Source organism: Vibrio mimicus CAIM 602 (assembly GCF_000338875.1).
GTDB lineage: Bacteria > Pseudomonadota > Gammaproteobacteria > Enterobacterales > Vibrionaceae > Vibrio > Vibrio mimicus.
Window position 1 is genome coordinate 1 of record NZ_AOMO01000026.1, and the last position, 18,897, is coordinate 18,897.

The 18,897-nt window shown below is 43.7% G+C and carries 16 protein-coding genes and 2 pseudogenes; 8 read left to right on the forward strand and 10 right to left on the reverse strand.

Features of this window, described 5'->3' with window-relative positions; all coding sequences use genetic code 11:
• The 7 genes and pseudogenes from D908_RS12230 to D908_RS12205 all read right to left on the reverse strand — a co-directional run.
• Positions 1-590, reverse strand: a pseudogene (locus tag D908_RS12230) (terminase); the annotation flags it as partial.
• The gene (locus tag D908_RS12225) at positions 583-1,428 is read right to left on the reverse strand and encodes a hypothetical protein (RefSeq protein WP_082320924.1); all 846 of its coding nucleotides are present in this window, start codon (positions 1,426-1,428) and stop codon (positions 583-585) included. The pseudogene D908_RS12230 and the gene D908_RS12225, both read right to left, overlap by 8 nt.
• 113 nt (positions 1,429-1,541) lie before the next feature.
• A complete protein-coding gene (locus tag D908_RS12220; RefSeq protein WP_005523820.1) occupies positions 1,542-2,360 on the reverse strand; it encodes a TIGR02642 family protein in 819 nt (272 codons plus the stop codon).
• Positions 2,361-2,423: 63 nt separating this feature from the next.
• The gene (locus tag D908_RS12215; RefSeq protein WP_032467567.1) at positions 2,424-3,392 is read right to left on the reverse strand and encodes a helix-turn-helix domain-containing protein; all 969 of its coding nucleotides are present in this window, start codon (positions 3,390-3,392) and stop codon (positions 2,424-2,426) included.
• A 168-nt stretch (positions 3,393-3,560) separates the two neighbouring features.
• Complete coding sequence (locus D908_RS22290; RefSeq protein ID WP_005523829.1) at positions 3,561-3,725, reverse strand: hypothetical protein; 165 nt, start codon at positions 3,723-3,725, stop codon at positions 3,561-3,563.
• Positions 3,725-3,982: a hypothetical protein gene (locus tag D908_RS12210; protein ID WP_001260727.1), complete on the reverse strand. Its 258-nt coding sequence runs from the start codon at positions 3,980-3,982 to the stop codon at positions 3,725-3,727. The genes D908_RS22290 and D908_RS12210 overlap by 1 nt, the downstream gene beginning before the upstream one ends.
• A gap of 43 nt (positions 3,983-4,025) precedes the next feature.
• Positions 4,026-4,262, reverse strand: coding sequence for a helix-turn-helix transcriptional regulator (locus D908_RS12205; RefSeq protein ID WP_005523832.1), 237 nt, complete (start codon positions 4,260-4,262; stop codon positions 4,026-4,028).
• A gap of 118 nt (positions 4,263-4,380) precedes the next feature.
• On the opposite strand from D908_RS12205, the gene D908_RS12200 reads away from it, so the two are divergent.
• The 4 genes from D908_RS12200 to D908_RS20425 all read left to right on the forward strand — a co-directional run bounded on the left by D908_RS12200 (position 4,381) and on the right by D908_RS20425 (position 6,921).
• On the forward strand, positions 4,381-5,046 hold the full coding sequence (locus D908_RS12200; protein WP_000781499.1) for a LexA family protein: 666 nt from the start codon (positions 4,381-4,383) through the stop codon (positions 5,044-5,046).
• A 218-nt stretch (positions 5,047-5,264) separates the two neighbouring features.
• Positions 5,265-5,528, forward strand: a complete 264-nt coding sequence (locus tag D908_RS12195; RefSeq protein WP_005523838.1) for a hypothetical protein — start codon at positions 5,265-5,267, stop codon at positions 5,526-5,528.
• Between the two features lie 5 nt (positions 5,529-5,533).
• Positions 5,534-5,716, forward strand: coding sequence for a hypothetical protein (locus tag D908_RS12190; RefSeq protein WP_000083580.1), 183 nt, complete (start codon positions 5,534-5,536; stop codon positions 5,714-5,716).
• Positions 5,698-6,921: an Arm DNA-binding domain-containing protein gene (locus tag D908_RS20425; RefSeq protein WP_082320925.1), complete on the forward strand. Its 1,224-nt coding sequence runs from the start codon at positions 5,698-5,700 to the stop codon at positions 6,919-6,921. The genes D908_RS12190 and D908_RS20425 overlap by 19 nt, the downstream gene beginning before the upstream one ends.
• A 235-nt stretch (positions 6,922-7,156) precedes the next feature.
• Here D908_RS20425 and D908_RS12180 read toward each other — a convergent pair whose 3' ends face one another.
• A complete protein-coding gene (locus D908_RS12180) occupies positions 7,157-8,482 on the reverse strand; it encodes a DUF3644 domain-containing protein (RefSeq protein ID WP_005523844.1) in 1,326 nt (441 codons plus the stop codon).
• A gap of 514 nt (positions 8,483-8,996) precedes the next feature.
• Here D908_RS12180 and D908_RS12175 point away from each other — a divergent pair.
• From D908_RS12175 to D908_RS12165, 3 genes are all read left to right on the forward strand, one after another.
• The gene (locus D908_RS12175) at positions 8,997-10,070 is read left to right on the forward strand and encodes a DUF4297 domain-containing protein (protein WP_005523845.1); all 1,074 of its coding nucleotides are present in this window, start codon (positions 8,997-8,999) and stop codon (positions 10,068-10,070) included.
• 51 nt (positions 10,071-10,121) lie between these two features.
• The gene (locus D908_RS12170) at positions 10,122-11,858 is read left to right on the forward strand and encodes a hypothetical protein (RefSeq protein WP_005523846.1); all 1,737 of its coding nucleotides are present in this window, start codon (positions 10,122-10,124) and stop codon (positions 11,856-11,858) included.
• Positions 11,859-12,191: 333 nt separating this feature from the next.
• A complete protein-coding gene (locus D908_RS12165; protein WP_134815414.1) occupies positions 12,192-14,486 on the forward strand; it encodes a hypothetical protein in 2,295 nt (764 codons plus the stop codon).
• 413 nt (positions 14,487-14,899) lie between these two features.
• On the opposite strand, the gene tdh is transcribed toward D908_RS12165, so the two are convergent.
• A complete protein-coding gene (tdh, locus tag D908_RS12160; RefSeq protein ID WP_005523848.1) occupies positions 14,900-15,931 on the reverse strand; it encodes an L-threonine 3-dehydrogenase in 1,032 nt (343 codons plus the stop codon).
• A 2-nt stretch (positions 15,932-15,933) separates the two neighbouring features.
• On the reverse strand, positions 15,934-17,127 hold the full coding sequence (locus D908_RS12155) for a glycine C-acetyltransferase (RefSeq protein ID WP_005523852.1): 1,194 nt from the start codon (positions 17,125-17,127) through the stop codon (positions 15,934-15,936).
• Positions 17,128-17,565: 438 nt separating this feature from the next.
• Here D908_RS12155 and D908_RS0119160 point away from each other — a divergent pair.
• A pseudogene (locus D908_RS0119160) lies at positions 17,566-18,835 on the forward strand (O-acetylhomoserine aminocarboxypropyltransferase/cysteine synthase family protein).
• Positions 18,836-18,897: the final 62 nt, after the last annotated feature.

Sequence of the window (18,897 nt, forward strand, 5' to 3'; positions counted from 1 at the left end):
AAACAGATCGCATTCTGATGTATCGCGTTAAGCGTACCCGTTTTCACCTCTTTAGCTTTGTGTGGGTATTTCGCACAAATTTTGCCATGCTCAGAAATATGCAAGCGCTGCACAGTACCGGAACGAAAGGAGGTGGCGACCTGAATACTTGAGCCGTTCTTAAACACCATGCGCCCACCATTGGCTCCACTCTTACGCTCTTCTGTTGGGATTGCCGCTTTAAGCCATGCCGGAAGGTTGTCGTAAGGCACTTCCACTTTGGTTCTGAAAATCTCCCCCGCAGCTTGTTTGTCCTGCGCGACGATGCCGCACTTAAGCCGTTTATTGAATAGCGCTTCATCGAGTAGGTAGATATCAATGGCGGTCGAAAAACCAAGCTGGCGCGCTTTTAGGATAATGTTGCGATGGCCCATCATCTTAAACAGTAATGCTTGGGCAGGGCGAAGCTTGAACGTCACCAGCTCGCCATCTTCATTCTCTATCTTGTAAAGATGATTGAGCCGCCACCACTTATTGCTCAGTCGAGAAAAAAGAAAAGCGCGATCCTGCGCGCTTATCTGCTCTTGGGGGACGGAACCAAGGTTAATCATTCAGTACGAACCCGTCCGATCCCATCTCTTGAATTTCTTGCACAATGTCGGCAATTGCAGTTCCAAGCCCAGCAGACTCTTGTGCAATCCGCTCAGCTTCCAATTCCGTTTTCTTCACCTGAGCTTTGGTTCGCAGTAGAGATTCCACGCGCGCCATGTTTCTATCAACAATGTTGTCGGTGCTGACGTAGAGCTCATACAGTTTGACGCGTTCAGCAAGCGCCAAGCCTTCCTTACCAAGCTCTGCTCCTATCTTCTGGTAGGTTTCCATGGCTTTCAGCACCCGCGCCCGACAAAACACAATCTCGTGGTCAATATCCGAGTTCGCTGCATCAAAAATGGCATCTGGATCATTTAAGCGCTGTGCATAGCCATTGTGTTTGGTTGAGCACTGGTTGCCATGAATAAACCGCCCACTTTCATCGCGTTGATGAGTCGTATCTAGATGCAAAACACGCTGTAAAAATTGCGCATGGGTCGGTTTCGGTGAGTGTTGATCAGTCACGTGATCAGTGAACTGATCACTTTCACTGATCACTGATGCTTTTTCACCCTTACCTTTTGATTTAAAACCCTTTTCTTCCCTACTCCCTCCTAACTGATCACATTGAGCGAGCCGTTCCACATCGGGAGAAGAAGTGATAGCACGTGGGGATTGAACGTTTTTTGCTGGGTTTTCGCTGTTTTCGAGTGGCGAATTCAACACCTGCAGATATCGACGCGCCGTGTTGTAATTGATTTGGTTTTGATTGCACCACGCTTTGATTGTGATGCCTGTTTGTTCAAACGCGAGTTTGTACTCTTGTTGCAGCGCTTTCCAATCTCGTTTTGCCATCATTAAGGCTCCGAATTGCGAGCAATAAAAAAGGCCGCATCAAAAGATGCAGCCTCGCTATTGTTGGAAAATCTACCGCAATTACCTTGTCATATCAATGAGCGACTCGAGTTTACTCAATCTTCGAACTCAGCAGATAAGCGCTTTTCAAGCGTCGAAAGTGCCTCGGCTTCATGCCGATACAATTGCGTTCTCCACTCTTGAAGTAGGCGAATAATCGCAGGCCAATGACGAATAATAAGCTCTTTGTGAGTCGGCAAAGCTGCTCCCAAAAATGAGGCTTTCCAATCCGCTTCCGTCGTTCGAAACTCACCTACACCATCACAACTCTCACAAGGTCGCTGCGTTTTGGGAATAACACCTGTTGCTTTGCAACGCGGACATTTTGCTGATTCTGCCGCCTTTTTCTGTGCGTAATCGGCCAATAGCTGCTTCTGCGCGTCAATACGCGTTTGGTGTGACACAATGTTGGCCTGCAAACGACTGCTCTCAAATGGATTGGTTTTGATCTCAATTGCTCGCTCCATCGAGCGCGTGGCTTTACTAAGTGCTTCAATCGATTTCTGGGTCCTCGCTGCGTAGGCGCTGTATCGTCGCCAAACTGAAGCCAAACGAGCTTGCTGACTGTCTATCGGAACATTCAACACATCCGCCATGACCAGATAATGCAAATGTTTAAGCTCATTCGAAGCCAAAGCGATCTCTAAGCGATGAATCTCCAGTGAGCCAAGAAAATCCATCAATACCACCAACGAATAAGCACAATGCAAGTATTTGGCATTAAGGATTGCCATACCAATAGGATTATCGCGCTGCGCTAAGCCCATCGCACCAAGAAGCTGCTCTTTGGTCGGTCCATTTTTACTGACAGACTCTTCCCATTTCATGGTTCTTGCGGCGCTTAATAGTGTTAAAAGCTCAAGCTTTTTACTCACTGTCGTGACTCCTTACTCTGAGAATATGGTCTAAAAATGGCAAAACGGTATGGGCTCATTACATCAAGGCTCATTCGCTCGCACCGAAAGCTCTCGAAGCCAACTTTCTCGTTGAGCCATCATGGCTTTGATTTTACGCTCCGCCGATTGCGCAGCCTGCTCTGATACCGCGGACTTGCGCTGTTTAAATGAAATCAGCGCGACGTTCTCGTTATTAATATCGATTTCAATTTGCTGGATCTTTCGCTTCAACAACTGCGCATCATCAATGGGCTTTGCCGCAGCCTGAGACACCGCGACGATTCGCCCCTTGTCTTGCTCTTTGCAAAGCCAAGCGTGGATAAATCGCTGGATCCCTTGCGCAGTTTTCTGGCGTGTTGGGTTTGCCTGACACCAACCGATCATGTTGCGAAGCTGTTGGTGAATATCAACGGCAGGATAGAGCGAGCGCCATTCCACCAACTGAGATTGAGTCACCTGATACGAAACATTTTTACCTTTGAGTGGGATCTCAAACACAACCGGATCCAAAATAGGATCAGTTTGAGCACTGAAAAGCGGCGCATCATCTTCTGGTGGATCTAATAATGGATCTATTGATGGTTTATAGCCGAAATTCGACCTACCCCCAGCCGAGATCTGACCTACCCCCTCGGGTAAATTCGTCTGTTCGTATTTCGAATGTTCGAGTTTTGAATGGACGAAATCCGTCTGTTCGAAATCCGACTGTTCATCGGCGGTAGATTTCAATCGCTTCACGGGCAGTTGATACTGGTTATTGGAACGCACTAATCGACCTGAATCGGCTTTCTTGAACTGGTTTCGTTTAACAATCCAGCCCCCCGCTTCCAACTTCTTCAAGGTTGCTTTGACTGTAGTTGGTGAGACACCACTTTTACGGGCGATGGTTTCAATGGAAGGCCAGCACACGCCGGCATCATCAGCATGATCCGCCAGACAAAGCATAATGAGTTTGTCAGAGCCCTTGAAAAGAGAAATATCCCATACGTAGCTCATTACCTTAACGGACATCGTATTACCTCAATGATCAATCTATCCAAAGCCACTGGCCGTCTACGAATAGTTCCCCATGGCCAATAGAAAGCCCGTTTCCTCGCAATCAGAAAGTGATGAAGTAAGCTTGCCACCAACCAGATCCACTCACCGAGCATTCGGTACGGAAAACATGGCATCCTCTTTCTAACCACGGACCAACCCCTCATAGACAGCTTTGACATACAGACGCTTAGCTTCATAAAGGTCAGCCATTTCGTCGTAGGTAATCTCGGTTAGCTGACCTTTCTCAACCTTGAACAGACGCCATTGAAGATTCTCAATCCGAGCTCTTAATGCTATTCTTCCCATCACTGCTTCTCCGAAGTGGTATGTGAAATTTCCTCGCAAGACTTTTCACTCGGCTTTAAACCGTTGCCGCGGTTTAAAGCCAACTCTCTTTCCTCATCCAATACTCGAAGGTAATGCTCACACTTATCCTTCAATCGCTGAATTTGATCTCTTTCGAAAGTTAATGTCTCCTGCCCCTGCGATAACGCTACGCGACAGGTATTCACCGTGATACAGGCAAGCTGCTCCACTGTGGTCCAAAATGAGCTTGTTCTCATGCTCTGTACCTCTAGATTTACTGTTAGCTTGATAGATCAACGACTAACCACACTTTGTTTCCTGCCGCGCCTCAAAAGCTGGCTCAGGAAAAACATCATCGAATGAACAACTTGCTCCTAGTTCATTCAAAGCTTTAACAATTTTCCATGCCATCTCGTAGCTAGGCTTACGATTACCATTGGCATAGTGATTTACGGCCCCTTGGGAAATACCGATACTTTTCGCAAGCAATCCCTGTGACTTGCCAATGTTTTTAAGAATCTGCTTGATATTGGTCATGTAAACATTTTGCCTCCATAGGAATACGCATAAAGATTACGAAATGGAATTTATAAAAACAAGATAAATTACATTTTGGATGTTTCAAGTGTAATTACATTAAGTAATAATCATCGTTATGAAGATGGATTGGAAAGATCTGGTTAAGGCCAGAATGAAAGATAACGGCATCACTCAAGCCGTGCTTGCAGAGCGTTTGGACAAATCCCAAAGCGCGATTGCTCATTGGCTGGGTGGAAATCGTAAGCCGAGTATCGAAGAGATAGCCGCTATGATGAAAATCGTAGGGTTAGACCACGTCACTCTAAATTCTGATGGATTAGTGGAGTATCCCGATGAAGCATGGGCGAATATTTCACGTCCCCAAATACAACCTTCGTACCAGAAGTCCTTCCCCGTTTTAAGTTCAGTACAAGCAGGAATGTGGTCAGAAGCAATTGAGCCTTATACAGCTGAGGAAATTAATGAGTGGTACGAAACGACTGAACGAACAAGTGAACGCTGCTTTTGGTTGAGAGTTGAAGGTGACTCTATGACATCTGGCGTAGGAGTCAGTTTTCCTGAAGGCACTCTTGTTCTGGTAGATACGGAGCGAGATCATCAGAATGGTTCTCTGGTTGTGGCCAAGCTGACTGATGTGAATGAAGCAACATTCAAAAAACTAGTTATTGATGCTGGTCAGAAGTACTTAAAACCGCTCAACCCCTCCTATAACGCCATCGCCGTTAATGGTAACTGTAAAATTATCGGTGTTGTTATTGATGCAAAGTTAAAACTCTTTTAGCGACCTCCCACTAGATACGAACCGCCAAGCAAGGCGGTTTTTTATTGCCCAAATTGTAACAATCAGACATCCCCTATCTAGTAAAAAACCAAAAAACTCCAATTTGTAATTTACAATTAAATTCCAATATGTAATATTTAATACTGCTGCGAGACTAATGGCGCATATCAAGGGCAACTATTGCTCATAGTCCAAAATTACAATGCGAGGAAATATCCATGGCGGCAACCATTGATACCCAATACGGAACAGTAACCACTTCACCACCTTACTTTAGCCAACGCTTACATCGTTCAGTAATCGCGCTAACGCTTTATCCCACTGACGATAGCTGGGGGTTAAGCCGCGAATGCCCTGCAGAAATCACGATTACACCATCATTTCTCAACATGTTTGCCAATGATGCCGCTCCACTCGCTAAAAAGCTTGGCGCAATGCACTCCACCAAAAAGATTGGTGAACAATATGGCATCGAAAGGTAGGCAATATGAGTCAATCACAAATTTCCATCATCACTCTTAAAAAAGCAGCCGAGGTCATAGGCCTCAGTGCAAAGACGCTAAGAGAGAAAGCTCTCGATGGGTTTTATCCATCAACGGTCATGAAAAAAATTCGTGGTACTTGGATGATTGATATTGAGGAGTGGAATAAATGGCATCGAACCAAATAACGGATAATCTTCCATCAGGCATTGAAGTACATGGCAACAGCTTAAGGATCGTCTTTTACTATAACGGCAAAAGATATAGGGAATCCTTAGGTCTAACACCAAACAAACAAAACATAAACTTTGCTAGACAGAAAAGAGAAGCCATTCTCTATGAAATGAAAATCGGGACTTTTAACTACTCCGCGCATTTTCCAGAGTCGAAACATGCATCAGGTGTACCGCAAGCAAAAAACTTGCTACAACTCACAAAGCAATTCCTTGCCTCGAAAGATCACGATATCCGCCGATCTACGTTGCAAAGATATGATTGGGTGTTAAGAGATTTTATTGAAATATATGGCAAAACAAGAAGTAGCGACACTCTTTCACCACGCACTTTGACGGAGTTTCGCCAAGAACTCGTTAAAGGAAAAACGGGGCGCACCATTAACCGAAATCTGGTGACAATCAACGCTTTCCTTGCTTGGCTCTATAAAATGGAATACGTCAGTCGCGATTTGTCCAAGGTTTTGCAAAGGGTGAAAGAAAGCGAAGTCGATATTCAACCCTTTTCGATGGCGGAGATCGACAACATTTTGAAACACTGCCACCAACTGCAGCACCGCAATATCGTGACTTTGCTTGTCTATAGTGGCATACGTAGTGGCGAGCTTTGTGCACTGGCGTGGGAGGATGTGGATTTTGAGAATAAAACGATTCATATCCGCCGTTCGACTTATGATATGCGCGGATTAAAAACCACCAAAACAGACAAAGAGCGGTTTGTTGACCTACTACCACCAGCTTTAGATGCTTTAAAAGCTCAACAATATTTAACCTACTCGTTCGAGCCTAAAGAGTACGATGTCGAATTACCCGGTCAGGCCTACAGAAAAGAGTCTCTGCGTTTTGTGTTTAATCCCAAAGTCGTTCGGGAGCAGAAGGTCAGTGGTTATGACTATTACGGCAAACGAGCACTAGGCCGAATGTGGACGGCACTGTGTAAAAAAGGAAGTGTCCGTTACCGTAATCAGTATCAACTGCGACATACCTACGCCAGTTGGATGATCACCCATGCTAACGTCAACGTAAGTTACTTGGCACAACAAATGGGTCACGCAGATATCACCATGGTCGCAAGGGTCTATGGTAAATGGCTGGTTGAGTCGAACAAGAAAGAATCCGAACGGGTATGGCAAGAGCTAGAAAGAGTCAGGAATCAATAACCGCCAATTAGGCGGTTTTTTGAACCTATAGAATGGAGTATCGAAACTGTACATGACCAAACAAGTGGGTATGACAACAAACTTTTGCTCCATTCGTTGTTAGCACTAACACCATTGTCAAATTGCGTGACACTTAGTCGGGTTACTTTTTCTAATGCAAGTAGTCGGCCTAAAAATTAGAGGGAGATTAATAACTGGCTCCTAGCCAATATCAAAAAGAGCCATATCGAAAATATTAAGCAAGAGCAGCCTGTTTATTTCTTTTCTTCTTAGCTTGAGATTTTGCTTGCTTGATAAAATTATCCTTCGTCGTAATTTGCCTAACGAGCTCATCAACCGCATCTTGGGAATAAATATGTGTGTTAGATATCTTTTGATAGTGGTGGTGCTTGTTACAAGTTGCTTTCCAGTTCAGCTTTGAGACTGCAGCTTGGAAGCAATGACTATTTATTGTTGGCTTTCCCTTTTTGTCTCGAGCTACTAAGCACTTTTCTAGTTTTGCCATATCGTAGTTAGCATGAAGGGTCTTATTAATAGCATCAATAGCAGTCTTTTGAGTGAAAGTATGAGTTTTCTCTGGATCTACTTGCTTCTCAACTACAAGAGCCTTTTTCAACTGCTCCAAGTCCTGAGCTTTACCGTTAGCTGCAGCAAGTATTATCTGACTGTCTTTCTCATCACGAGCATACACAAGTGATACGTTAATCGGTATAGCGAACTCAATATCATCTTCTTTCTCGATTTCATCTTGCACCGTTTTAGCTAGTTCGAGCATATCTTCCGCTACCTTACCATACAATGATCGCAACACTGGCTCTGGTGGCATCTTAAAATCACCAACTAGTGATATCATTCCAGCATGCTGAGAGCGCATAAATGGTACCTCTGCAAACTCCTGAAACTTAGATGAATAATTCAGCACACCAGATTGGAATATGCGAGAAGCCAACCCTTGAAGCTCAGGCATAAGTAGATGAACAGCACCATCACGCCAATCAGCTATACGAGAGATATTCTTTCTTACATTGTCATTTTCTTTGAACAATTTATCCAAGCATTGCCTCAAAGATATTGTTTTCTTTACGCCTTGTTTATTCGCTTTCTCGAATACCGCTTCTTCACCATCTCGCTCAATGATTATTGCTTTCAGAAGCTGCTCCCAAGCAGTTGAGTACATCATTACAAATCCATCTAACTTGTTTTCAAGTGACGGTCTGTTGTAAAGCTCTAATGCAAGCATCATGTTATCTTTGGACTTTTTGAGCAGGGCTTTAGCTAAGTTAGATTTACATTTATGACCTAGCTCTTGATAGTGCTTACTCTGAGATAAACGCTTTTTGAACTCGATAAAACTTACATCTAGTACATTGATTGCTTCGTATGTATTAACTCCAATCTCTGCTAAGAATTGAGTTATCTGACCCTTCCCGTAGTAAGATTTGAATGTACTTGGCTTCCAGCCTACATGCGCGATAAGCTCTTCTTTGGTGAAAGTTGAACTCTCTGTTTGATGCTTCCGCAAGAATTGGTACAGCAATAACTGCATTTCGACTTTAGCCATCTGATTTCCAATAACTTATTCATCTTGTTGTGCTACACTTTATTGCATAACACCAAGATGATCAGAGAGTGGCATCAAATAATCGAATACTCCTAAACAATTTGAATTGACCAGTCTTCTGTGCAAAGTTTTTTTGCTTCAGTTTGGAGATCATTCTAAAAATGCCAGTTGAGCTATACCTCTCCTCATCCGATCCTACCAATTTAGCAAAAGCGCTAGTCGAAAAATGTCTAGAGCACTGCTGGCTCTGGCTCTGGCTCTGGCTCTGGCTCTGGCACAGTTTTGCCCCATTCCTTGCTAGTGATAGGCTTCATGACATTACCTAGTTTGAGATTTGGCCTACATTTTCTTATGCTTTTCGTCGCCTTGCCACTTTTGACTTCAGCTTGCGGTTAGATCTCAAAATAGTCCGTAACCAACTGATGTTAAGGATCTTCAATAGCTTAATTTCAACTAATGTCATATGCTTATGCGCACTTAAAAGAGTAGTCATTTTTTGGTTGGTATAGAGCATATGGCAGACAATCCACTCGCAGCAGCCCAACGAGAATTCGCAGGAGCAAGCACCTTTGGAAAATATAACTTTCAATTCCATTGGGCGCTGTGCGAAGTTATTGAAAAGCATAAAAATAACAAAGAGTATGCTCTGCTAATTGAGTATCATGAAGATATCGTTATTGCGGATAGTTTAGACGCTAAACTAGCTAAGTTTGAGTTTTACCAAGTCAAGAATCAGGGCGCGACTTTTACATCAGCAGCTTTAACAAAGAGAAAAAAAGGCACGAATAAAGAACTAAAGAATTCCGTTCTTGGTAAGTTACTGAGCTCTTGCATCAATACTGAATATGAAGATCGTATCACCAAGATCGGGTTAGTTTCATCAAGTGGATTTAATTTCAAGGTTAATAAAGATCTTAAGCTGGATGTGCTCAAAGTAGGTGATATTGCTGAGATTGATCTGGCTAAGTTGACCGAAAATATAAACGCCGAGTTAGGTATTGATGTATTACCAGAGCACCTACAATTCATAGTTCCTGAGATACAACTCAAAAATCAGGAAGACTATGTATTATCTCAATTTGCTCGGCTCGTCGAATCCTTATTCCCCGGGGCTTTGTGTAATCCAGTAAACATCTATCGCTCTGTTGTTGATGAAATGGGGCGAATAGGCCGCATAGAGTATGATTACAAGGATTGGGTAAGGCTTATTGATAAAAAGTCACTCACTTCTACGGAAGTTCATAAAGTACTTTCTCTGCATTCAAGTCACCCCTGTGTTGATGACTTAAAAAGTGATTTCGACGACTTAGCTAATGATTTAGGTTGGAAATCAAAGAAGAAGCGTACTTTCAAAGGAAAACTAGCCTTACTTGCATTACGCCGAGCGGGCTTTATGAGTGCCTTGGACATTGAAATTACAGACTTATTCAAGCAGTCCCATATCAAAATTGACGAAGATAACTATAACGATGACTCGACGTATATAGAAGCCTTGCTTCAACAAGCTAATGATGATGGCTTATGTGCGAAAGTAAGTAATCAAGATGAGTTGTTGCTCGAAGTTGTCTACTGCTTATTAAAGGTCTGACAATGAAAAAGAATTACAAATTATTGATAAGAAATCTTAGGAAACACAAAAATGAAAGGCTTGCAATTTCAACGTCTAGTTCTACTGTCCGATTCGAAAAAGTTGGCGAATCAGTTCATGTTTCCGAAGAGGCTCAATCTCGTTACAGGAAACGACAATAGCATTGGTAAATCAACGTTAGTAAAAAGCTTATTTTGGGCTATTGGGTGTGACCCAAAGTTTAATGAAGACTGGAAACTACTTGACGTTAAAACGGTCCTTTACTTCAAAGTAAACGAAAAAGAGTATGTTGTTAGTCGCTATGTGGATGGCCTCTACTTCGGACAAAAAAATTCGCCATTGCAGAAATACTCCAAAGTAACAGGGAATTTTGCAATGGACTTTGCAAGAGAAGTTGGCTTTGATTTGTTACTGGAAAACAAAATTGGTGAGTTAGATTGCCCTCCTCCAGCGTATTACTTTTTACCCTTCTACATCGATCAACAGAAAAGTTGGGATGAACCATGGAACGGGTTTGAAAGACTACAACAGTACGGCAATTTCAGAACAAACCTAATTAAGTATTTCTGTGGATACTTGTCGCGTAAGCACTTTGAACTCGAAAGCGAAATATTCGAACAAAAGGCTGCAGATAGAGAGGCAACCCAGCAAGCTGAACGTATTTCCGAGGCTTTAAGTGTCCTTGAAGAAGCAGCTCCAGAAATCACAGTCGCTGTTACACAGAAAGAGCTAGAGTCTATACAGGTTGAGATTGAAGTAGAACTTAAAGAATTTTCGAAGCATCAAACTAACCTCTTCGATCAGCAATCAGTTCTAGTAAATGAAATTCACGACTTAGAACAGCAACATATTTTAGCAAGCACTTCGGCAAGAGAGCTTGAGGAAGATTACATTTTCGCTGTAGAAAATGTGTCATCGGATTCTTTGGAATGCCCTTTATGCGGTACTGAGCATGACAATTCATTGCTTAGCCGTGCGGGTTTGCTAGCGGATAAAGAAGGGCTTGAACAACAAGCCAATAGTATAAAAAATGCTCTAGTCGAAAAGTACAGACAAAGAGAAGAGCTAGTCCAAGAGCTAGAATTTGTCGCATCTGAAATCGATCGAATCAATGAGAAATACATAAAAGAGGACTCATCTGAGGAAAAGTCTGATACCCAATGTGCATTTGAACACGCTTTGTATTCCGTTTCGCAAAAAAAGGTAAACAGCAGTGTTTTGCAGAAGAAAGAGCATTTTCAGTTTCAATCCCAGAAGGCTAAAGACAACCAGAAAGACATCAAAAAGGAACAGAGGAAACTTCTTAAGAAGAAAGAGAAGGATGACCTCAATGATTTGTTTATCGGTAATTTAGTTGAAAGTATTACAACTCTAGCTGCTACTGGGGTGAATCTAAATGGTGTTAAGTCTCCTATGGATTATAGAAAGCTTCTTGGTGGTGGAGCTGCAGAAGGAACACGAGGTACTCTGGCGTATCAGTTATCAGTCCTTAGACAAATTGAATATGCTGGTAACTGCCAAATTGCTCCCTTTGTTTTAGACACACCGAATCAACAAGAGCAGGCTAAACATCGATATGAACAGGTCATAGATGTTATTACTGAAAATATTCCGCGTGGATATCAAGTGATTTTGTGTGCAATGGATGACAATGATGCTTTAGCTGCATACAAGAAAGAAGCACACGTTATCGAACTCGATGATAATCGATTGTTACAAGGTGAACTATATGAAGATCTGCGTTCTGAATACGAAAATGAGGTCTTGAACAACACCGCTACTGAATAATTAAGTATTTTATATCAAGATACCCTTCCTACTTGAAGCTGCAGCGGTGTTGGCTACGTTCGTTCACCCCAATCACAGAGTTGTCTATGCTCATGGGGATTCACTCACTTGCCGCCGACCTGCAACTCCAAGTCGTTTGGTATATATTAATGTAATTTTGATTGTTAATTCATAACTAAAAGAGCCATGTAAAATCGAACTATGAAAGATCTATATCTTCAAATACTATCTGAGTTGCCTTCAAGTTTGTCACCTACAGAGGAAGTCAACTTTCTAACAAGTGTTTTGCGTTCATTATTGCAGGTAACAGCTTTGACTAGCCTGGAATTATGCGTGTCTGAAGTGCCAGAAAATGAGCAAGATGTTTCTCGTTTTATCCGAAGAATGGAGCAGCCTTCAGATGGTACACCTATAGAGATACTTGAGGCCCTTATCCCGCTACTCAGAACCTACGTAGACAGAAATCTTTGCAAAGGATGGTACAAGGAGAATGGCTTAGATAGTGGGTTATCTGCTCAATTGAATGAATGGGTTACGTTTAGAAATGATACAACTGCCCATGGGATATTGAGTCAAAAAGATGCAAATATCTGGGCCCCTAAATCTAAAGAACTTATTCATACTAGCTTAAATATTCTAAACGGGTTACTTCCTTCGTTCGATCATAAAACTCATGAACTGAAATCATATGACGTAAAGCTTACTCTCCCACTAGTTCGTTCTTATAGACCTATTGTTGTAAGAAAAGCCAAATGCCAGCGCAGTATTTGGAAGTTAAGCGGGCAAGTACTCTCCTTAGAAGATGCTCAACGGTTCAGTGCTGAACTTGAAAAAGGATGTATTTTTAGTCAGCGATCACAAGCAAAATATGGCGACTATTTAGCTTCAAATGACATCACAGTAGAGAATAGCGCGGTAACTCATAGTTTTATACACAATGTACCACTTCGACAAACAGATACATTTGAGGGCCGTAAAAGAGAATTATTAAAACTAGCGGAATGGTTTAATGACTATGACTCTCGCGCCTGTTTGGTATTTGGCGATGGTGGTTTCGGAAAAACAACTTTAGTTCTAGAGTTTCTGAATAAATTGTTAGAAGGAAAAGTAGCTATTGATCACCCACGCCCTCAAGTCATTTCATTTTTCACGGCTAAAATGACGCGTTGGACTGATCAGGGGTTGGTGCACCTGAAAGGGGTTTCTGATTCTATGGACGAGTGTATCAGAGAACTAATCAAAGCATTTAATCCTGTTTTAACTAAAGATTGGTACGAAACTCATGGCGACCGTCTAATTCAGAAAGCTGCTAACTTCCTGAAAGATGAGGGGTTAGACCGAGACGATGTGCTTTTTGTCTTCGATAACACAGAAACCCTAGCTACTTCTACAAATGAAGTTGAAGATTTAGGTGATTTCTTACAGGGAGTAACCAAAAAGCTGGGGCGAATGATTGTAACTTCAAGAAGACGAGAGTTCATTAATGCAACTCCAATTGCAGTTAAGGGGTTGAGTGAGCAAGAGTGTATAACTTTGCTTGATAGGTTAGCGAAAGAAAATCATGCTGACTCACTCCTAAAGGCTGGAGAAGCAAGGCTACGAAAAATAAGTCAATCACTAATGTTTAAGCCCTTACTTCTTCATACATTGGTTACCCATATAAGTAGAACTCAATCATCAATCGATGATGCGATTAATTCAGTTTTTAAGAAATCTAACCATGAGCTACTAGAATTCCTATATGAAGATGCATGGGCTCGGATGACAGAGTTACAGCAAAACGTGTACATGCTTCTTGTTATTGCTGAGAGCCCATTAGATCACTTTTCCGTATCGGAAGCATGTAAGATTATGCAAATACCATTGACGGAATTTCATACTACGTTTGACGAAACTTATTTTGGTTCATTGACCAATCATGGGGAAAAGTTTTCTATTGAACTAGAAGAGCTTGCAGTTCGATTCTTCAACAAAAAAATCAAAGATCTTCCTCAAAGCGTGAAAATTTCTTTTGAAAGTAAAGCCCAAGAGTTGGATGCAGTAGTTGGTAATTTCCACAAAATCGAGGAGGAGTATGAGTTAGATAGGGTCGCAGAAGCGTTCCGTCATCCATATGCGAAGGCCGCTCGAACTGCTGTAAGAAAAGAAAACTATCCAGAAGCTCAAGAATTCTACGAAATGGCGATTGCTGAAGACCCGATGAACTCCGCACTTAAAGATCGTTATGCTTGGTTCCTGTACCACAAGGTAGCAAGTAATATAGCTAAAGTGAAAGCTGAAAAACTATGGCGTGAGTCTATTGAGCTTAATGAAAACAACTGTGACGCTATCGTTAACCTTGCACAATGTAGATATCGTTGTGATGATCTCGAAGAAGGGGATCAGTTGCTAAAGAAAGCTGGAGCTTTATCTAGATCTAACTCATTTTGTTTGCTAAATAAAGCTAAAGCGCGCTTCTACTACTGGCAAAGAAATAAAGAGTTAGATGGTGTGGAAGAACGATTAATAGAAGCTAAAACTCTTTTGGATTTTGCGGCTAAGAGCCTTAAACGAGGTGATCTGTACTATGCAAAAACTCGATACGATATTGATTTTTTCAAAGTTAAACTAAGAAGGATCAAGATATAAACACTCTTGTTAGGAATACAATTAAGTCTTAGGTTAGCCATAATCTAAGGCTTAGCTTAGTGTTGGTAAAGATGATTGAAAGTGTACACGTGTTTTAAGCTATCGCCATATTTTTACTAATCTTTGAGGGTTTAGTTAGTGTCAATGATCTAAACAACTTTTGTCCAAAAACGATTTTGAGCAACAAAAAAACACCAACCATTAGCCTTGTGAAGAACAGACACCTCAACTTTGATTCGAAATCTTGGGGCTAAACTGGCTACTAGCAGTGGAATTTTTGAAAGTGTTTGGGGCTAAATTGGGGCTTTTTGAAAGGTTGAATACGGTTTTATTTTCCACTTTACTGTTTATAAAAACAGTGTTAGCCAAAAACAAAGCGCCCCTTTCGGAGCGCTCTGTGGAGAGATTTTCGGTTACTGCCAATCGAGGATAACTTTGCCGGAAGCCCCGCTGCGCATGATGTCGAAGCCTTTTTGGAAGTCATCCACTTTGAAGTGGTGAGTGATAATTGGGCTGATATCGAGACCTGATTGGATCAGGCTCGCCATCTTATACCAAGTTTCGAACATCTCGCGGCCATAGATGCCTTTGATCACCAGACCTTTGAAGATCACTTGGTTCCAATCAATCGCCATTGATGATGGGGGAATACCTAACAGAGCGATGCGGCCACCATGGTTCATGGTTTTGAGCATTGCGCTGAATGCACTTGGTATGCCAGACATCTCTAAGCCCACATCAAAACCTTCGGTCATGCCGAGTTCTTTCATCACGTCTTCTAGGTTTTGCTCAGCGACATTCACTGCGCGAGTCACACCCATTTTACGGGCTAAATCGAGGCGGTATTCGTTCACATCGGTGATCACCACATGGCGCGCACCTACATGTTTCGCAACAGCGGCGGCCATAATGCCGATTGGGCCAGCACCGGTGATCAGAACATCTTCACCCACTAAGTCGAATGAAAGCGCGGTGTGTACAGCGTTTCCAAACGGGTCGAAGATAGACGCCAGATCATCTGAAATACCATCCGGGATCTTGAATGCGTTAAACGCTGGGATCACTAAGTATTCAGAGAAACAACCCGTGCGGTTTACGCCCACACCAATGGTGTTGCGGCACAGGTGTGTACGGCCACCACGGCAGTTACGGCAGTGACCACAAGTGATGTGACCTTCACCAGAAACGCGATCACCAATTTGGAAACCACGCACTTCTTGGCCAATCCCAACCACTTCACCCACGTATTCGTGACCGACTACCATAGGCACTGGAATGGTTTTTTGTGACCACTCATCCCAGTTATAAATGTGTACATCCGTACCACAAATGGCGGTTTTCTTAATTTTGATCAGCAGGTCGTTGTGGCCAAGCTCAGGCATGTCCACTTCGTTCATCCAGATGCCCTGCTCTGGTTTCAGTTTTGAAAGTGCTTTGATTTTCATAATTAAATAAGTCCCATATCACGACCCACTTCAATGAAGGCGTCGATGGCTTTGTCCAGTTGTTCACGGCTGTGTGCGGCTGACATTTGCGTACGAATGCGCGCTTGTCCCTTTGGTACAACCGGGAATGAGAAACCAATAACGTAAATGCCTTTGGCCAGTGCGCGTTCCGCAAATTCTGCAGCCACTTTGGCATCGCCTAGCATGATTGGAATGATGGCGTGGTCAGCGCCCCCCATGGTGAAGCCCGCCGCTTCCATACGAGTACGGAAGTGCGCTGCGTTTTCCCATAGGCGCTCACGCAGATCGCCACTCTCTTGCAACAAATCCAACACACGCAGTGACGCCGCAACAATCGAAGGTGCAACTGAGTTAGAGAATAGGTATGGACGTGAACGTTGACGCAGCCAATCAATCACCTCTTTCTTGCCAGAGGTGTAACCGCCGGATGCGCCGCCCATGGCTTTACCTAGCGTGCCGGTGATGATGTCGATGCGGTCAATCACATCGTGGTATTCGTGTGTGCCGCGACCACTCGCGCCCATGAAGCCCACGGCGTGAGAGTCATCCACCATCACTAAGGCGTTGTATTTATCCGCCAAGTCACAGATTGCAGGCAAGTTAGCGACTACGCCGTCCATTGAGAATACACCGTCAGTGACGATCAGCTTGTGCCGAGCACCGGCAGCATCCGCCTCGATAAGTTGCTCTTCCAGCTCGACCATGTTGTTGTTCGAGTAGCGGAAACGCATCGCTTTACACAGACGCACACCATCAATGATCGAAGCGTGGTTTAGTGCGTCAGAGATGATCGCATCTTCTTTATCGAGCAGAGTTTCAAACAAACCCGCGTTCGCATCAAAGCATGAGGTGTAAAGAATGGTGTCTTCTTTACCTAGAAATTGAGAGAGCTTCTGTTCTAACTGTTTATGGATATCTTGCGTACCACAGATGAAACGTACCGAAGCCATTCCAAAGCCGTGGCTATCCATCCCCTCTTTCGCTGCTTCAATCAGCGCTGGGTGATTGGCTAAACCAAGGTAGTTGTTAGCGCAGAAGTTCAGTACTTCTTCGCCAGTAGAAATTTCGACCGCCGCTTGTTGCTGCGAGGTGATCACACGTTCGGATTTATAAAGCCCCTCAGCTTTCACTTCCTCAAGCTGAGTACGGAGTTGCTGATAAAAAGCAGAAGACATTGCGTATTCCTTCTTGTTTTCGTTTTGCGGGTAACAGGATCTATACCCAAACAACTTAGCGGGTACGCTTCAAGTCGGAAGGGTATATTTACACTGTAAAAAACCTTTCCCTTAGTGTAATCCAAGGTCACTCAAGCGATTATCTGCGATAACGGAAAAGCATTCGTGAACCTCAGGCACAGATAAGCCCTTTCTATTGTAAATTTATCGAGGATTCATTGTGTCATGCTTCTCGTGTTGAATACCGAACGCTTGATTTCTCAACATTAAACTTCAAAGATGGCTTATACCCAAACTACTTGGAGTTGCAGGTAGGCGGCAAGTGAGTGAATCCCCATGAGCATAGATAGACTATGTGATTGGGGTGAAAGAACGTAGCCAACACCGCTGCAGCTTCAAGTAGGAAGGGATATCACCTATCCAGTCAAAGGACGGACTATGAAAGACGAAACACTGGCTATTCATTTTGGCTACACCACCGACCCTACTACTAAATCTGTAGCTACTCCGATTTATCAAACGGTCGCTTACGAATTTGATAACGCACAACACGGCGCAGACCTATTCAACTTGGCGGTGCCGGGCAACATTTATACGCGGATCATGAACCCAACCAATGATGTGTTGGAAAAGCGCATGGCCGCACTCGAAGGCGGAATTGGCGCGCTGGTAGTGAGTGCGGGCAGTGCCGCTATCAACTACGCGATTCTGACGTTGGCGCAAGCGGGCGATAACATTGTTTCCACCCCGCAACTGTATGGCGGCACTTACACCCTATTCGCACATATGTTGCCAAGCCAAGGGATTGAAGTGCGCTTCGCCAAGGACGATCGCCCAGAGAGTTTGATTGAGCTTATCGATGACAAGACCAAAGCGGTGTACTGCGAAAGCATTGGCAACCCAGCGGGTAACATTATTGATTTACAACGGCTCGCCGATTTATGCTCACGCCAAAGGTGTGCCCGTGATGGTCGATAACACGGTCGCCAGCCCTGCATTGTGCAAACCCATTCACTTTGGTGCAGATATCGTCGTCCACTCGCTGACCAAATATTGTGGCGGACACGGCACAACTTTGGGCGGCGTGATTGTCGATTCCGGTAAGTTCCCGTGGGCGCAACACAAAGACCGCTTCCCCGTATTTAATCAACCAGAACCGTCTTATCACGGTGTGGTGTACACCGAAGCCTTTGGCGACGCCGCCTTTATTGGCCGCGCACGCACTGTGCCACTACGCAATACCGGATCTGCCCTCTCTCCCATGAACGCCTTCATGATCCTACAAGGTCTGGAAACACTGCCACTGCGTATGGAACGCCACACCGAGAACGCCCTCAAGGTTGCGCAATATCTCAAACAGCATCCGAAAGTCAGTTGGGTGAGCTATGCCGGATTGGAAGACTCGCCGTATTACGCGTTGGCGCAAAAGTACATGGGCGGTAAACCTTCCGCAATTCTCTCCTTTGGTTTGAAAGACGGTTATGAAGCAGGCGTGCGTTTTTACGATGCGCTGCAAATATTCAAACGCTTGGTCAATATCGGGGATGCAAAATCACTCGCTTGCCATCCCGCGTCCACCACTCACCGTCAAATGAGTGAAGAAGAGCAATTTAAAGCGGGCGTGAGACCGGAGATGATCCGCCTTTCTGTCGGGATTGAACACATCGATGATATTCTGGCCGACTTAGAACAAGCGCTGAACGCTTAAGCGAAGCGTACCTTGTCCCGTCTATATCTAGATCTAGGCGGGATACTGTTCTTGCCCGACAA

What these genes read in the sequence shown, in the direction of transcription:
- D908_RS12210 (WP_001260727.1), bottom strand. Translation starts at nt 3,982, where the DNA reads ATGAGAACAAGCTCATTTTGGACCACAGTGGAGCAGCTTGCCTGTATC.
- D908_RS12205 (WP_005523832.1), bottom strand. Translation starts at nt 4,262, where the DNA reads ATGACCAATATCAAGCAGATTCTTAAAAACATTGGCAAGTCACAGGGA.
- D908_RS22290 (WP_005523829.1), bottom strand. Translation starts at nt 3,725, where the DNA reads ATGGGAAGAATAGCATTAAGAGCTCGGATTGAGAATCTTCAATGGCGT.
- D908_RS12170 (WP_005523846.1), top strand. Translation starts at nt 10,122, where the DNA reads ATGAAAGGCTTGCAATTTCAACGTCTAGTTCTACTGTCCGATTCGAAA.
- D908_RS12225 (WP_082320924.1), bottom strand. Translation starts at nt 1,428, where the DNA reads ATGATGGCAAAACGAGATTGGAAAGCGCTGCAACAAGAGTACAAACTC.
- D908_RS12175 (WP_005523845.1), top strand. Translation starts at nt 8,997, where the DNA reads ATGGCAGACAATCCACTCGCAGCAGCCCAACGAGAATTCGCAGGAGCA.
- D908_RS12200 (WP_000781499.1), top strand. Translation starts at nt 4,381, where the DNA reads ATGAAGATGGATTGGAAAGATCTGGTTAAGGCCAGAATGAAAGATAAC.
- D908_RS12190 (WP_000083580.1), top strand. Translation starts at nt 5,534, where the DNA reads ATGAGTCAATCACAAATTTCCATCATCACTCTTAAAAAAGCAGCCGAG.
- D908_RS20425 (WP_082320925.1), top strand. Translation starts at nt 5,698, where the DNA reads ATGGCATCGAACCAAATAACGGATAATCTTCCATCAGGCATTGAAGTA.
- tdh (WP_005523848.1), bottom strand. Translation starts at nt 15,931, where the DNA reads ATGAAAATCAAAGCACTTTCAAAACTGAAACCAGAGCAGGGCATCTGG.
- D908_RS12180 (WP_005523844.1), bottom strand. Translation starts at nt 8,482, where the DNA reads ATGGCTAAAGTCGAAATGCAGTTATTGCTGTACCAATTCTTGCGGAAG.
- D908_RS12195 (WP_005523838.1), top strand. Translation starts at nt 5,265, where the DNA reads ATGGCGGCAACCATTGATACCCAATACGGAACAGTAACCACTTCACCA.
- D908_RS12215 (WP_032467567.1), bottom strand. Translation starts at nt 3,392, where the DNA reads ATGTCCGTTAAGGTAATGAGCTACGTATGGGATATTTCTCTTTTCAAG.
- D908_RS12155 (WP_005523852.1), bottom strand. Translation starts at nt 17,127, where the DNA reads ATGTCTTCTGCTTTTTATCAGCAACTCCGTACTCAGCTTGAGGAAGTG.